This is a genomic window from Thiorhodovibrio winogradskyi (assembly GCF_036208045.1).
Taxonomy (GTDB): domain Bacteria; phylum Pseudomonadota; class Gammaproteobacteria; order Chromatiales; family Chromatiaceae; genus Thiorhodovibrio; species Thiorhodovibrio winogradskyi.
Genome location: NZ_CP121472.1, coordinates 633,234 through 649,658 on the forward strand (window position 1 = coordinate 633,234; position 16,425 = coordinate 649,658).

7 protein-coding genes are annotated in these 16,425 nt (G+C 57.6%); all 7 read left to right on the forward strand.

All coding sequences use genetic code 11. The features are described 5' to 3' along the window. Nucleotides 1-16: 16 nt before the first annotated feature. The 7 genes from Thiowin_RS03000 to Thiowin_RS03030 all read left to right on the forward strand — a co-directional run bounded on the left by Thiowin_RS03000 (nucleotide 17) and on the right by Thiowin_RS03030 (nucleotide 16,418). Complete coding sequence (locus Thiowin_RS03000) at nucleotides 17-1,276, forward strand: vWA domain-containing protein (RefSeq protein WP_328986260.1); 1,260 nt, start codon at nucleotides 17-19, stop codon at nucleotides 1,274-1,276. Nucleotides 1,277-1,536: 260 nt separating this feature from the next. Continuing rightward, complete coding sequence (locus Thiowin_RS03005) at nucleotides 1,537-6,204, forward strand: sacsin N-terminal ATP-binding-like domain-containing protein (RefSeq protein WP_328986261.1); 4,668 nt, start codon at nucleotides 1,537-1,539, stop codon at nucleotides 6,202-6,204. 55 nt (nucleotides 6,205-6,259) lie between these two features. Beyond that, on the forward strand, nucleotides 6,260-8,524 hold the full coding sequence (locus tag Thiowin_RS03010) for a hypothetical protein (RefSeq protein WP_328986262.1): 2,265 nt from the start codon (nucleotides 6,260-6,262) through the stop codon (nucleotides 8,522-8,524). After that, on the forward strand, nucleotides 8,467-9,228 hold the full coding sequence (locus tag Thiowin_RS03015; protein ID WP_328986263.1) for a hypothetical protein: 762 nt from the start codon (nucleotides 8,467-8,469) through the stop codon (nucleotides 9,226-9,228). The genes Thiowin_RS03010 and Thiowin_RS03015 overlap by 58 nt, the downstream gene beginning before the upstream one ends. A 39-nt stretch (nucleotides 9,229-9,267) precedes the next feature. Then, entirely contained in the window at nucleotides 9,268-11,967 is a 2,700-nt protein-coding gene (locus tag Thiowin_RS03020; RefSeq protein WP_328986264.1) for a DEAD/DEAH box helicase, read from the forward strand. 161 nt (nucleotides 11,968-12,128) lie between these two features. Beyond that, complete coding sequence (gene brxF, locus Thiowin_RS03025; RefSeq protein ID WP_328986265.1) at nucleotides 12,129-12,599, forward strand: BREX-3 system P-loop-containing protein BrxF; 471 nt, start codon at nucleotides 12,129-12,131, stop codon at nucleotides 12,597-12,599. A 63-nt stretch (nucleotides 12,600-12,662) separates the two neighbouring features. Further along, nucleotides 12,663-16,418, forward strand: a complete 3,756-nt coding sequence (locus Thiowin_RS03030; protein ID WP_328986266.1) for a DUF6079 family protein — start codon at nucleotides 12,663-12,665, stop codon at nucleotides 16,416-16,418. The last annotated feature ends 7 nt before the right edge of the window (nucleotides 16,419-16,425 follow it).

Here is a 16,425-nt window from a genome sequence, read left to right on the forward strand (position 1 = left end):
CACGGAGGACGCCCTGATGTTTCATCTTGCCACTGATCGCTCTTTGATCCGCGCCAGCGGACACAGCCGACGGTTTCTGCATGTCTTTCTGGAAGCACCGCGCGCGGATGGCGCTCAGAATCGTCCACCGCTGGATCTGGCCCTGGTGCTCGACCGCTCGGGGTCGATGGGCGGACACAAATGGCCGCGCGCCTGCGATGCGGCCTCCCAGGCCGCGCGACGACTGTCGGGTGAGGATCGCCTGGCGCTGGTGGTCTACGATGACCGCATCGACAGGCTGCTTGATCTGACACCGGCGGGCGGCCGACTGGCCACCCAGGTCGAGCAGGTGTTATCCGGTGTCGATCCGCGCGGGACCACCAATCTTTCTGGCGGCTGGCTGACCGGTTGTGGTTTGGTCGGTGAGACAACGGATGACCAACGCCTGCATCGCTGTTTTCTGCTGACCGACGGACTGGCCAATCAGGGTCTGACCAACCCCGCTGAACTGGCTGAGCATGCTGCGGCGCTCTATGCGCGCGGGGTCATCACCAGCACCTTCGGCGTCGGCGACGACTATGACGAGGCGCTGCTAGGCACCCTGGCCGATGCCGGTGGCGGCCATCTCTATGACATCGAGCGCGCCGAGCAGATCGAGGTGGTGCTGGCACGCGAACTCGGCGATGCGCTGGATGTGGTCTGGCGCGATGCCTGGTTGATCCTCAAGGCCAACGGCGGGGTGCGGATTGAGCCGCTGGGCGTTTTTCGCGGACAAGCAACCAATGATGGCTTTCGGGTGCGCCTGGGCGACCTGGTCAGTGAACAGGTGCAAGATGTCCTTTTGGCTGTGACCTTTCCGGATGGAACGGAGCAGACGGAGTGCCAAGTGGAGGTCGCACTGGAGGTTGACGGACAAACGCTGGCCACCGGGAAACAGACCTGGACCTGGGCCAACCATCAAGACAATAACCGGCAACCGCGTGAGCGGTCGGTTGATCGGTTGGTGGCCGCCTATTACGCCAACCTCGCGCGCCGCGAAGCCGCAGTTGAAAATCGCCGCGGCGAGGTTGATCAGGCACGCCACCGGGTTCGTGCCGTTGCCCGACGCATCAACAGCTATGCTGGGGAGGATGTTGAATTACAGGAACTCGCTGCGACACTGGACCGCGAAGCCGAGGAATACCACCACCGCTTCAGCTCACGCGATGCGAAGACGCGCTATTTCTCTTCGGCCAGCCAGATGAAAGGCCGAGCCGCGACTGGAGAACGGCGCCGGCGTGACAGAGAGAAGGTCTAACGCACCACAGCCTGGACGGCCAGTCTGTTTCAGAGAAAGGAGTCTTCTGCGTTGGCTGCTTTAGCCAGGGCCTCAGCACTGACCACCTTGGGCAGCACCAACCGCCCGCTTGGCCCGGGGCGCATCAGCACGATTTGCCTGCTGTGCTCGGGGCCGTAGCTGACATGCAGCGGTAGTCCTGTAACAATCGATGATCGAGTCTATAGCGGATCTGGCAGTCATCGTTCGGAGTGTGAACAGGACAATTCAAGGAGAATGGGATGGGAGGATATTCTGGCTTTATTCAAAATCCGCTCGGAGATATCCAGCGGTTACGGAACGATCTTGGAGATCGATACAAACGTGGGTTTCCGGTTCTCAAGGAGCTGATCCAAAACGCCGATGATGCGGAGGCCACTCATGTGGTTTTTGCGCTAATTCCAGGGCTCAGTAAATCCAAACACCCTCTTCTCCAAGGTGACGCCCTGTGCGTCATCAACAATGGTCGTTTTGAGGCAAAGCACGACTGGGGCATTCGCAATTACGGTCTGAGCAACAAAGTTGCGGATCGAGCCGCGATTGGCAAGTTTGGCTTGGGGATGAAGAGCGTCTTCCATTTCTGTGAAGCATTCTTCTTCCTCGGCTATATCGCCGAACGAGGACGGATTGCGCGCATCGTTAATCCCTGGAGCGTTCCTGAGAGCTTGCGCGAAGAATTTGCGGCCATCCATCCCAGCTGGGAGCAATTTACTACCGAAGACGCAGCCGCAATGGGTGAGGCGGTCGCGACGATCACTAAGGCGCTTCCCACCCTCCACTCAGAGCAACCCTTTGTGCTATGGCTACCTTTGCGGCGAGAAGTGCATCGGCGAGAAAGCGACAAAGTCACCGGGGTTATCGCTCAAGAGTTCCCAGGTGACGGAGACGACTCCCTGTCTTTCTTCCAGGACTCTCATCTGCCGATTCAAGTTGCCGACTTGCTTCCGTTGTTGCGCCATGTGGAGCAGGTCAGCTTCCAATCGAGCACAATGAATCGCTATAAACCTTTCCATATCGAGATCAGGGATCCAGCTCAACGGTTGCGCGGTCCGACAGCTTCGGGAGAGCACCGTCTGAAGGGCCTCATCGATATCCAAGCCAAGGGGGAGACAAAGGCTCAATCTCATTTCAATGGCCGCGAGACCCATCACTGGCTTGATGCGCTGAAAGACTTACGCCACGGGCACCAGTGGCCGGAGATCGATGATATCGATGATCTTGCCAACCCAAAGGTCGAGCGCGAGAAGGCCGAACCTCATGCATCGATCGTCCTGACCGCGTCCGCGGCCCCAGTTGCATCAACAGGTCATCTGACGATCCGCTGGGCAGTCTTCCTGCCACTTGAGGACGATCTCGTCTCCGAGAAGCTCTTCTGCGGAGGCGATCAGGATTTCAGCTTAACGCTGCATGGCTATTTCTTCGTCGACCCTGGACGTCGTGGCATTCATGGATTCCATGTCCTTGGCAAAGGCGAGTCCGAAAGACCTACGGACTCCGTCGATGCGGTTCGGATTGCCTGGAATCAGTGTTTGGCAGCCAAGGGCACGCTGCCACTACTATTACCGGTCCTGCATGACTACGTCTCAACGCTTGTCCCAGAGCGACACGTCGAAACGGGGCGCCTCTTGGCCAAGACCATCACGCGGAGCCAGCTCTGGACTAAGTTCAACGGCGTCATCACTCAATCAGCGCAATGGGTGCTCGAACTGAAGCAGAACGGACCGGCTTGGACGCTCGTGAGCAGCGAACGGCCCTTGCTGCCGTTGCCGCCCTCGACATCCTCCAAAGCTGATCCGACGCTTCCCTGGCGTGTCTTTCCTGAACTGTCAGAGCTGGAAGGAACCCACTCTTTCGTAGCAGCCGATACTCACCATCTATCGCGGCGCACTCTTAGCGCACCAGATCTAGAACAGGCGCTTCGATTGTTCGGCAATGTCTCGGCGGCAGGGATTCTGAAGAGCCCCGATGAGCTTGGCTACCTCGTCGATACCTTAGCATTGTTGCGGTCACCGGATGGTCTGTTGCGCGAGAGATCGCTTCAGCAGCAGGTTGTGGCACTCATTCGAGATGGATTCTCGCAGATCGGTCTTGACCGTATCCGATCAAACAAGCGGCAACTCAAACGCCTGAACGGGTACTTGCCGCACTCCATTCAGCTCCGACTGCCCGAGAGTCTTCCGGAAACACTGCGGGAACGGTTACTGACATGCCCTGTGGAACTATTAGTTCTGCCCTCCGAACTCTGTCCGGACAAGCTGGGGGAAGAGGCAAAGCTTTCGTATCAAGATGCCGGGAAACTGCTGCTACTGATCGGAGACTGGATTGAAGAAGCATCGACGCACGAAGAAAACGCTGCTGTACTTAACCTGATCTACGAGCTGGCCAACCGAATCGACGGTGACTCTAGCGCACCAGCCTCGCTGATGCGCACAATGAGGAATCGGAAACTCATCGCTGTTTTCTACGATGGCAACAGCGATGGGGACAAGATTAGGGCATGTACACTTTCAGAAATCGAGAAGGCGCAGCAGGTGTCTCTCTTGTTCCGGCGCGGACAAGTCAGCGACGATCAAGGACGCGGATTGGCCAAGCCGCTACAAAAAGTGCTGGCAAATGGTCGAGTTCTGGTTCTTGAGCAGAGAAGCTTGGCACTCCTGGGTATCGACAACAAGGAGATCATGAGTTGTGATGCAAGGGGTGTACTGCATGCGCTGAGCTCCCACGCTCATACATTGCGCGAGCCGAGTACAAGAAAATCTCTGATACGTCAGTTGTCCGCCCCAGGTAGTGACGAACGGAGCAAACGCGGGTTTCGGTTTCTCCTACATGGAAAAGACGGTCACTGGAGTGATTTACAGACGACGCTCTGGTTTCGGGACACAGAAGAAAGCACAGCCTGGGAGCGCATTTGGAGCCAACTGAATGACGGATGGAATCTGATCGATTCTGATCTGGCTCAGTATGTCCCGGATCCCGTCCGCCAAGCTTTCGGAGTCAGGCGTATTCGAGCCAAAGACCTACTCGATGACATCAAGACGCTCAAACAGGATTGTCTTGCTCGGATCGATGCCAAGGCCTTCGAGCCACATGAGTGCATCGAGATCCTGACTCAGGCGGCCACCGACGAGATCGTTTGGCGCATGCTGCCGTTGCACGAATGTACTGACGGGCAGCGCTGTGACCTGATTGGGGAGGGGGTGTATCTGGAGACGGGCCTTACAGTCCCGGCTGGCATTACCGATCCTTTGCGGATCATTCGCCGCAGTCACGATGATGAGTTGCGCCGGCATCAGCAACGCCTGATCGCGTCACCGTTCGATGCGCGCGAGCGACTCAAGCTGATGCTGTCAGCACAGCAATCTGCGCAGTTGATCGACCGGATTCTCGAAGATATCCAAACTCTAGGAACATCATTCGATCCCCAACTCAAGCCGCAGCTGAAAGAAAAAGACTGGATTCCTGATCAGGAAGGGGCAACGTTCAAACCATCCGACATCATCGACTGCGAGGATCCAACCGGTCTGATCCGCGATCTGGCAACTCAACAGCAGGATGGTGCCTATAGCTTTGTCGGTCTCTTACCACCGAGTATTCTGGATCACCCTGGATTTTGCCTGATCCGTGATCTGGGTTATTTAGCCCAAGGTGATGACGCCCTCAAGACGCTTGGATTATTGATCAGCGAAATGCCTCAATATCACCTTTGCGAGCTGGAGGAAGCACCAACAGATTTGCTGGAGGCATTACCCGTGCTAGCTGCGATGCCTCCTAATCTAGCACCTGCAAAGGGTTGGGCATTGTTGGACAGCCTGACCCAAGCGCACGCCCCGGACGACGTAGCGCGCTACGTCTATCCGGAGATGGCACGTGAACTAGACGACGAATTGGAAATCGTCTTGCAGGTGCTGAGCTGGCTTCGACGACAAGGAAAACCGAATCCAGCTCGGCGCGCCGCATTTAAGCTGTATCTACAACGGTTTGTTGGGTTGCCTAGCGCGGAGGAGAATCTCGCCGCGCTGGAACTCATGGATAGCGGCGGTGACTGGCGACCAGCCAACCAACTATGCGCCAACGCAGAAGACATTGAGCGACGTTTCGTGCTTAATGAGGACCACTATCGCATCCTGCGAGAACTGGTTGTGCCGGCCAATGCACTGTCAAGTAAATCCGAGCCGACACATTCAGCCTCATCACCTGCCGAAGGCGCGACACTCGCCAAACTGCTTGAAGACTATTTCAGCGCTTGGCGTGACAAAGTGCCAGATGCCCTGATCGGTGCTTTCGTCGCCGTCTGTGGTGCAACGCCAGAGGTAAAGCGGCTGGTGGAAGTCTATCGCGGCAATCGAACCAACTTGCGGGAATGGTTCCTAGACAAGCTGCCGTGGAAACCACGGCCGGATGATACCGGACCGAAAAAGACTTGGGCTTATCTGAACTGGAGAAATCCAGATGATGCAATGGAGCGTTACAGCTTCTCCGGCGTTAGGGTGAGCAGTAACGAAGTGGTGGTATCCTCCATCGTTGGTAAACCTTTGCGGGTCAAGCGTGGTTCTGGGGCGAAGGGGTTCGTCACGGTTCGCGGGGATAACGAAAACTATCGCGTACTGGTCCAGCTTGCACCGGTGGAAGCTAGCCAACATCCCACAGAAGCACTCGCGGCTATGCTGCGACAATCGATTCGGTTGGTTGCGCAACAATGGTCGGATCAATGGCTTGGCGATCTTTCATCCTTGTGGCCAGAGCTAGAAAGTTCGGACCAAATCGCAATTGATGTTGCACGCAGCTTGATTCTGGAAAGCCTTCCGATACTTGCGACACAACTGAAGCCTGGCCGTCACCCAGGCATGATGAGCGCGCTCAAGACTTTCGACCAAGCCCGAGCCAAGGTCGTCAGAGTATCGCGGCCATGATCGTGCCGCGCAGTTCGAGCAGGAAAAACAGGACGCGCTACGACAGATCCAACAGTTGATCGAGCGTGACGAGGCCGCGCGTACCGCCTTGCTGGAAGGCGTAGGCGGGAAGATCGAGGAATTCCAGTACAAGCGCGAGAGCATCCCATTCGAACTTTTTCAGAACGCAGACGACGCGGTGTGTCAACAGCTGGAGATCCTACGCTATACGCATCAAGTTGATAGCAGATTCTCCGATACTCAGCCGGCCCCCTCTCGCTTCGTCGTCGTGATCGAGAACGACGCACTTACATTCATGCACTGGGGCCGTCCTCTGAACGCCACAGGCGATCCCTTTCCCGGTCGTGACCGCGACTATCATCGCGATCTCGAAAAAATGCTCATTGTCAACGCGTCCAACAAGGAACCTCCAGCAACCGGGAAGTTCGGCCTGGGTTTCAAGAGCGTATTTCTCGCCTGTCCGGAGCCTGAGATTGTCAGCGGTCGACTGAGTATGCGAATTCTCGGCGGCATGTTACCGATGCAGCATGACGACGATCGAGACCTTAGACATTTGGTCCGAGAGCATGCACCTGCGGGCGGTGGAGCCGGCACAGGCATTCGGCTGCGTTTGGATCCTGACTCGATCCCTCCCTTGCTCGACCGATTCCAAAAGATGGCTGGTGTCTTGTGCTGCTTCGCCAAGTCGATCCAACAAATTGATGTTGGCAGCACCACCTACACCTGGTCCCCAAGCAGTTTGGAGCAAGCCCCAGCTTTCAGCATTGGAAGTCTACTGATCCCAGATCCAAACGATCAAGACGTCATGATGAGAACCAAGGTCATGCGTATCGAACTGGGCGACGGCGCGCTCCTCTTTGGGCTGGATGGATCAGGTTTGAAACCGCTGCTGGAGAGCATTCCGTCACTCTGGGTGTTGACTCCGACCTCGGAGGACGCAGCGCTGGGCGTCGCACTTAACGGTCGCTTCGATGTCAACGCGGCACGAACCAGCCTAGCCGATCGCGAGGAGCATAATCACGTCATCGCTGAAGCACTCGGGTGCGTCTTGAACGACGCCATCGAAGACTTGATGCTCGCCGTCGACCAAGACTGGGACGGAGTTTGCCACGGCGTCGGCTTGAACGAGGGAATGACTCCATACGATCTGTGGTACAGCTTGTGGCGAACCCTAGTCGGCGGACTCCATAAGCGTGAGCCAAGCAAGGTGCGATCACTTGTGCAATGCACTGCTCAGGTTGGGCTCGGAGAACTCGCATGGAGACACCCACTGCTTCCGAATGGCTTACCCAGCGCGCATCGTGCCATGGTCAGGATCAGCGATATTCGGCTAGTGTTGCGCGACGCCTTGTCCATTCCGAACGTGTTGGAGCAACTCTTCGACTGGAGCCACTTCGTCGACGAAATTACTCCACAGAGAACGGTGTCTGCCGAAATCCATGAGTGGGTTAGTCTCGCCCACCCATCGTACGCGACGGCCCGAGCACAGTGGAAATCAAGTCGGCTCGCCGATTGGGTCTCCCGGCTCATGGTTGACAGCCAACAGGTGCGCCTTGACCCGGAGCCCGCTCGGATCTGGGGCGCCATATTGGATTCGCAACAACTGGATGACCTGAGCAAAAACCAGCAAAAGGATCTTACAGACACGGAGAAGTTGTTCAACGGCGCTTTGTTCCGAGACGTGACTGGCCGTTTCGCACCGGCAACTGAATTGTTGATGTCCGATCCGTCCAAGCGCGATCCAGAAGAACGGCTGCGGTGGGCCTTCGCGCCTGACCGAAATAGACTCAGCACAGACTATGACGAAGCGGGCCGAACTCTGCTGCGACTCTGTCGGGGGCCAAGCGGGTTCAGGGCTGACACACAGCAGTTGGCGCGCTGGATACGCGAACTGAAAGAGGACAATGACCGGAGAAGCGCCGCTCTGGTGTACTTGCGTGACGGAGAACGCGGTGGACAGGTGATCGCTGAACTCCGCTCAATCGGACTTAACGGCACTTGGCTCGCGGAACTGTCGAAAGATTCGCCCTATTTCCAAGGCTGGTCGTTCGAGCAAGTACTGCAAGTCCTGATTCAGTTCAGGAGCACTGAAAGTCAAGATCGGTTTGTTTCGGAGCCAGAGCACGACAGCAACCCGCAAGAGCCGCATCGCCTCGTGGATGTTGAGCGAACTCTCCTGAAGTTGAGAGATGTTTGGCAAGAACATGGAGCTGTCTACCTTAAGGATTATGAACAAGACATCTATCCAGGGGGGGCGCGCCAGTGGAGGCCCTGCATCTCGATGATGATGACTGCAAAGGAGACCGTTCCGCTTGGCTGACCCTGTTTCTACTGGGTCATTTCCACACGCTCGGTTTTATCCAAGGTCGGCGTCATCAAAACCGCGCGTTCATAGAAATGTGCCACACAAAGCGCTGGTGGGACGATGTCTTCGCGAAAGCTGATCCAAGAAACAACCCCGAAGCATGGATGAGCGTTCTGGATGCTTATATCGACGCTCAGACCGATGCCCAGACCTACGAGCACTGGATGCAACGTTTCCCTGCCATCTATCGCCTTGCCTGCTACCTCGATGAATACCGCGAACTCATGTTGGGCCTTCCAACTTGGGGATGGAAGGATGGTGATTGTCGGCTCGCACAGGACAATGTCTTGAAGCCTCGAGCCGCCTCAAAACTTGGCGGTGGAGGCATTTCGACGCCGCCATTGCACAAAACACTAGGCATCGGTGCTTGTTTCGTCGTCCGAGAATTGCTTCGACTCAAGGTGGTCGATGGCGCGAAGGCTCCTCACGCCTGCGCCTATGTACCAACCAAAGGCGTGCGCGATCTTCTCGTGCAGTGGGGATACGGACAGTTCGAAGGCACCGGGGCTGAGATCGGCCTTTCCAAGGAGATCCACGCAATCCTGGTCGAGCATTTGGGTTCGGAGGATGCCCGCTTCGACGGCGCCTATGACATTCCGCTCCAGTTGATGGCTTACGACCCGCAAGTGAAAAGCAGTTGCACAGTTTATGCCTCGTGATTCCCTGATATCGAAGTTGATCCAGATAGGAGCTTGACCATGGATGCCGCTGTTGCACTCAACACTGATGATGTCGTTGTCCATGAGGACTTGGGCCGAGGTACGGTCATCGTCGACCGAGGCGCCACGGCCGTCGTGCGCTTCGACGAAAGACTGGAGGAATGTGAGAAATCCTCGCTCCGACCTGGACCTCAGATCGACAAGGACATCCGCCAAGGTCATTGGTCACCGGCAATCGATGCGATCACCTACTTCCAAGCGGCAGCCATCTTGTCAGTCAACGACCAATGGGGAGTCTTTTCCCGGTCTCAGATCGCCCTGCTCCCCCATCAGCTTTGGGTCTGTCATCAGGTACTGAGGCAGTGGCCGGCGCGCCAACTCATCGCCGATGATGTCGGACTGGGAAAAACCATCGAAGCGGGACTCATCCTTTGGCCACTGATCAGCAAGAAACTGACCCAGCGCATACTCATTCTTTGTCCGGCCGGCTTGGTGGACCAATGGCAGTTCCGTCTGCGCACCATGTTCGACATCCGTTTGACACCCTATATGAGCGCTGCGGACACGCCCAAGGCGGACTACTGGAACGGCAACAACCAGGTTGTCGCATCCCTCCCGACACTGCGCCAGGATAACAATGGCCGTCACGATCGGCTTCTGTCCGCCGAGCCTTGGGATCTGTTGATCGTCGACGAGGCTCATCATCTGAACGCCGACGAGCATCAGGGCGCCACCTTGGGCTATGCGCTGATCAGAAAGTTGATGGAGCATGGCAAGATCCAATCTGCGCTTTTCTTCACGGGCACGCCGCACCGGGGAAAGCCCTACAACTTCTGGGCCTTGCTTCATCTGCTGCGCCCCGATCTGTTCGACCCGGATCGCCCCGATGCGGAACAGATCCCGCATCTGCGGGATATTCTGATTCGCAACAACAAGCAGTCTGTGGTCGACATGCAGGGTCGCAAGCTGTTCAAGCCAATCCATCAATACCCCACCACCTATCGCTATAACGATGCCGAGCGGGACTTCTATAGCAATCTGACGAGCTTCATCGCCAGCGGCCGTGCCTATGCCTCAACGCTCTCGAAGCACGAAGGCAAGCAGGTGATGCTCGTGCTGATCGCCATGCAGAAATTGGCTTCCAGCTCGGTTGCGGCAATCCGTAAGGCCCTAAAGGGACGCCTCGCACGATTGACACGAGAGAAGGAGCGACTCCAGACGCTGCTGGCTGAAGAGCAAGCACGTCTAGCCCAGAGTTCAAAACTTGTTTCTGCTGAGGACGACGCTGACCTGCTCGACCTCCAGCAAGCGCTTGATGAACTGTCGGTCGAGGACACTGCCGCCTCGATCCAATTGCTTGCCAACGAGATTCCGCACCTACGCACACTTGTCGATGCAGCTGATGCCGTCGCAGACGAGACCAAGGTCGAGCGCATTATGGAAGTCATGCAGTCGGATTTTGCGGATCGGCAGGTTCTCTTCTTTACCGAATACAAGGCCACTCAATCCTTATTGATGAGCGCTTTGATCCGCCAGTACGGCGAGGGCTGCGTCACGTTCATCAATGGCGACGAGCATATTGAAGGGGTGATCGATACCAGCGGCCGGCCGCAGAGCATGTCAGTGCCACGCGAAACGGCGGCGGAGCAGTTCAATGCCGGCCAGATCCGCTTTCTCGTCTCCACCGAAGCCGGTGGCGAGGGAATCGATCTTCAGCATCGTTGCCACACCCTGATCCATGTCGATCTGCCATGGAATCCCATGCGTCTGCACCAACGCGTTGGCCGTTTGCATCGTTATGGCCAGAAGTACCCCGTCGACGTGGTTTCAGTCCGCAATGAAGAAACCGTCGAAGCGCTGATTTGGGACAAGCTCAACGCCAAACTCGGCCACATCATGCAGGCCCTCGGGTCGGCCATGGATGAGCCCGAGGACCTGCTTCAGCTCGTCCTTGGCATGACCGATAAGAGCCTCTTCACCGAACTGTTCTCTCAGGCCAACAGTGTTCCGCGAGAGCGATTAGCCGATTGGTTCGATGAGAAGACAAAGACCTTTGGGGGCTCTGCCGCCCTCGATACCGTCAAGGCCCTTGTTGGAAACGTAGCCAAATTCGATTGCCAGGGGCTCAAGGAAATTCCGACATTGGACTTGCCGGATCTGCGTGCATTCTTCGAGGCAATGCTGGTCAAGAATCAGCGCCGGCTGAGTTGGAGTGAGGATCGTCTCTCGTTCAAAACGCCCGACGTTTGGCTCACCAGCCCGGCCGTCAATCGGCACTACAAGAACGTCGTCTTCAGCCGTGAACGGTCTGTCGGTGAAGCGGATGCTCAGGTCATCGGAGTTGGCCATGCCGCATTCAACAATGCCATTGCACAGGCGTTGGAGCAGGAAGCCGTTCTGGCCAAGATTGATGGACTGGAGCATCCATTAGTCATTGCCAAGGTAATCGACCGGGTCACGCTCTCATCTGGCACCTTGCGCAGTCGCATTTTCGGTGTCGTCGTGCCTCTCGAAGGCGCTTCTCCTGAGGTCGTGACAGATGATGAACTGCTACGGATTCTCAATCAGACCAGGTTTCGGGAGAAGACTCTTGCCTCTCCAGTTGCGATCGACAAGAGCATCCTTGAGCAGACCTACAACCTCGGTGTTGAGCGATTGCGTCTGTCGTTGACGACTCTCGGCCTTCCTTTCAAGCATCCGGAGCATCAGCCCCTGGGATTGCTTTGGCCCGCATCATGAACTCAATTTGTAGGGAATTTCCCTACAAACAAAAGAATCTTGCACAACCTCGTTGTTTGCGCGAGCATCGCAACGGTAGCAACTCCAGAGCGATAGCTAAAGAGCAGCCGCCCTCTTCCGCCGCTGATCCGCAACCAAACGGCATCCCAAGGATGAACCACATGCCGACAACTGAAGCCACCGCTGCCCAGATCCTGGAGGCACTCGCCACAGCCGAAAGCCTCTACTATCGACTGGTATTGCTGGTCGGTTCGCTCGGAGCGGGCAAGACAGGCGTGCTCAGACAGGTCGCACAACAGCTCGACCGACCTGTCATCAACCTCAACCTGACACTGTCCCGACCGCTGCTAGAGTTGACACCCAAGCAGCGGTCGCTGCGGCTATTGGCGACACTCGATACCATCGCCGCCGAACAGACCTCGCCGGTGCTGCTCGACAACACCGAATTGCTGTTTGATCCAAGCCTGGCACAGGACCCCTTGCGCGTGCTCCAACACTTGGCGCGCAATCGCAGCCTCCTGGCGACCTGGAATGGTCAATACACGAGCGGTCAGCTCATCTACGCCCAATCTGGCCACCCAGAGTATCGCAGCTATGACGCGGTCGATGCGCTGATCGTCAGCCTGGAATAAGCCAAGCGCTGTGGTCCTGTCGGCCTGATCACACCCCAAGAATTTGCCCCGGAGCCTATCCGCATGAAGTACGCCGAGCTGATCCAATTCGATCCGATTGAGTCCGTCATCCAACTGCGTGACGCCGACCAGTCAAGCACGGCGCAGCAACTGGTCAGCACCTACGTCATTTCCGATGAAATGGCCGAGCGGCTCACCTCGCTGGCCATCCCACAATTGCAATTCGACCAGCCGCTCGACAACAAAGGCTTGATGGTGATCGGCAACTACGGCACGGGCAAATCCCACCTGATGTCCGTCATCTCCAGCGTGGCCGCCGATGACTCCCTGCTCGACGGCCTGAAAAACGCAAGCGTCCGCGAGGCCGCCGCGCAAATCGCCGGACGTTTCCAGGTCATCCGCACCGAGATTGGCGCCACCACCATGTCATTGCGCGACATCCTAGTCGCCGAGCTGGAAGAGCATCTCGATAAACTCGGCGTCGATTACGTCTTTCCCGACGCCAGCACCATCGTCAGCCACAAGGGCGCCTTCGAGGACATGATGGCTCGGTTCGCCGAGGTCTTCCCTGATCAAGGCCTGCTGCTGGTGGTCGACGAGCTGCTGGATTATCTGCGCACCCGCAAGGATCAGGAGCTCATTCTTGACCTCAACTTCCTGCGCGAGGTCGGCGAGGTCTGCCGCAACCTGCGCTTTCGTTTCATCGCTGGCGTGCAGGAAGCCATTTTCGACAGCCCCCGCTTCGCCTTCGTCGCCGACAGCATCCGCAGAGTCAAGGACCGCTTCGAACAGATTCCGATTGCCCGCAATGACGTGAAATTCGTCGTCGCCGAGCGGCTGCTGAGAAAAACCACTGAACAACAGGCCAGAATCCGCGAGTATCTATCGCCCTTCGCCAAGTTTTACGGTGGCATGAACGAGCAAATGGACGAGTTCGTGCGACTTTTCCCAGTGCACCCCGATTACATCGACACCTTCGAGCGGGTCACGGTGGTGGAAAAACGCCAAGCGCTCAACACCCTGTCCGCCGGCATGAAAGACATTCTCACGCGCGAGGTGCCAGCGGACCAACCTGGCCTGATCGCCTTTGATCGCTACTGGAAAACACTGACCCATAACCGTGCCTACCGCTCCATTCCCGACATTCGCGCCGTTATGGATTGCAGCGAGGTTCTCGAATCGCGCATCGAGAACGCCATTGCGCGCAAGCACTACAAACCCATGGCGCTGCGGTTGATCCATGCCTTATCCGTTCATCGACTCACCCACGGCGACATTTATGCCCCCATGGGAGCCTCCGCGACCGAATTGCGTGACCGCCTGTGCCTGTTTGACCCCATGGTGGAAGAACTCGGCAGCGATGAGCCGGACGAGGATCTGAAAACCCAGGTCGAGACCGTGCTGCGCGAAATCCACAAGACCGTCAGCGGCCAGTTCATCTCCTACAATGCCGACAACCACCAGTACTATCTGGACCTCAAAAAGACCGACGACTTCGACGCCCTGATCGACAAACGCGCCGAGAGCCTCGGTCAGGGGCAGCTCGACCGCTTCTATTACGAGGCACTCAAGCGGGTCATGGAATGCCAGGACGCCACCTACGTGACCGGCTACAAAATCTGGCAGCACGAGCTGACCTGGCAAGAGCGCATGGCCACCCGTGCCGGCTACCTCTTTTTCGGCGCGCCCAATGAACGCTCAACCGCCGTGCCGCAACGGGACTTTTACCTCTATTTCATCCAGCCCTTCGATCCGCCGCGCTTCAAGGACGACAAAATCTGTGACGAGGTCTTTTTCCGCCTGAAAGGCACCGACGAGGGCTTCCAAACCGCGCTGAAGAGCTACGCAGCCGCTTTGGACCTTGCCGCCACCTCCTCCGGCCACGCCAAGGCCACCTATGAAGCGAAAGCCAATGGTTCCCTGAAACAACTGGTCCAGTGGCTGCAAAAACACATGACCGAGGCCTTCGAGGTCACCTATCAGGGCCGCGCCAAGTCCATGACCGAATGGGCCAAGGGCAAGTCCATCCGCGACCTGTCCGGTCTGTCGCCCGATGAGACCATCAACTTCCGCGACCTGGTCAACACCGTCGCCGGTGTCTGCCTGGCCCCGAGCTTCGAGAATCAGGCTCCGAACTACCCGTTCTTCTCAGTGCTGATCACCGGCAACAACCGCACCCAGGCCGCGCAAGACGCCCTGCGCGCCATCGCCGGCCCCGCTGGAAAACAGCAACCCACCAAGCAGGCCGCGTCCGTGCTGGACGCCCTGGAGCTGCTCGATGGTGACAAGATCGACCCCTGCAAGTCGAAGTACAGCCAATTCATCCTCGATGCCGTCAAGGCCAAGGGCCACGGTCAGGTGGTTAACCGCAGCGAGATCATCCAGGACGACCATGGGCTCGAATACATGAACCCCGGTGGTGGTCGGCTTGAGCCGGAATGGGTGGTGGTCGTCCTGGCATCCCTGGTCTATTCCGGCGACATCGTGCTCGCCATCCCGGGCAAAAAGTTTGACGCCACCGGACTCCAACCGCTGGCCGCGACCAGCATGGACGAACTGATCCGCTTCAAGCACCTGGAGCAGCCCAAGGAATGGAATCTGCCGGCGCTCAAGGCCCTATTCGAGCTACTCGGCCCCTATGGAACAACACCGGGCATGGCCCAGCTTGTCACCCAGGGCAAGGACGAGCCGGTGCAAAACTTGCAGCAGGCGGTGGGCAAGGTCGTCAAGCGCCTCGTCATGACCCAGCAAACCCTGCGCGAGGGGCTTTCTTTCTGGGGGCTGGATCTGCTCGCGGGCACCGACCTGGCCAGCCAGGCCAGCGGACTGGATGAGGCCAAGGGCTTCTTTGAATCGCTCCAGGCCTATTCCTCGCCGGGCAAGCTGAAAAACTTCCGCTACAGCGCCTCCGATGTGCTGACCCATGAGAAGGCGGTCAAGGTGCTGGACGATTTGGACGCCCTGCGCGAGTTCATCATGGATCACAGCCCGACGGCGTCCTGGCTCTCCACCGCCGAGGCGGTGTTGCCTGCCGAGCATGATTGGGTGAATCGCATGAAGACCACCCGGCAGGCCGTGCTGGATGCCCTCAAGCAAGCCGACCTGACCGAACTGGCCAGCCAGTCCCAGTCCATTGGCGCCAAGCTCTCGACCCTGAAAAAGGACTACAGCGTTGCCTATATCGGCCTGCACACCAAGGCCCGGCTGGGCGTGAACGACGACAAGCGCAAGGCCAGACTGCTCAATGACCAGCGCCAGCAAACCCTGCTCAAGTTGGCCGGCATCGACTTAATGCCACGGCAGCAGCTCACCGATTACCAAAACCGCCTGGCCGGACTGAAAAGCTGCTTCGCACTGACCGAGCAAAACCTCGACGCCTCGCCGATCTGCCCGCACTGTGGGTTCCGGCCCTCAGTGGAAACCTTTGCTTCGGCAGGCGCGCAGATGATCGACCAAATGGACACCCAGCTCGACGCCATGGTGGCCGCCTGGACATCCACCATCCTCAGCAACCTGGAGGATCCGATCACCCAGGCCAACATGAACCTGTTGAAAATCGACGACCGCGAACCGCTGGAAGCCTTCATCAACTCAAAGGAACTGCCAGTGCCGCTGGACAGCAACGTTGTCCATGCCCTGAAGGAAGTGCTCTCCGGTCTGGTCAAGGTCACCGTCAAGTCGCAGGCGCTGCAACAGGCCCTGCAGGTCACCGACGGTCCGGCCACCCCGGCGGAGATGAAGAAACGCTTTGATGCGTACATCGATCAGCTCACCAAGGGCAAAGACCCGGCCAAGGTGCGGATCGTCATGGAGGGGTGAACCACAA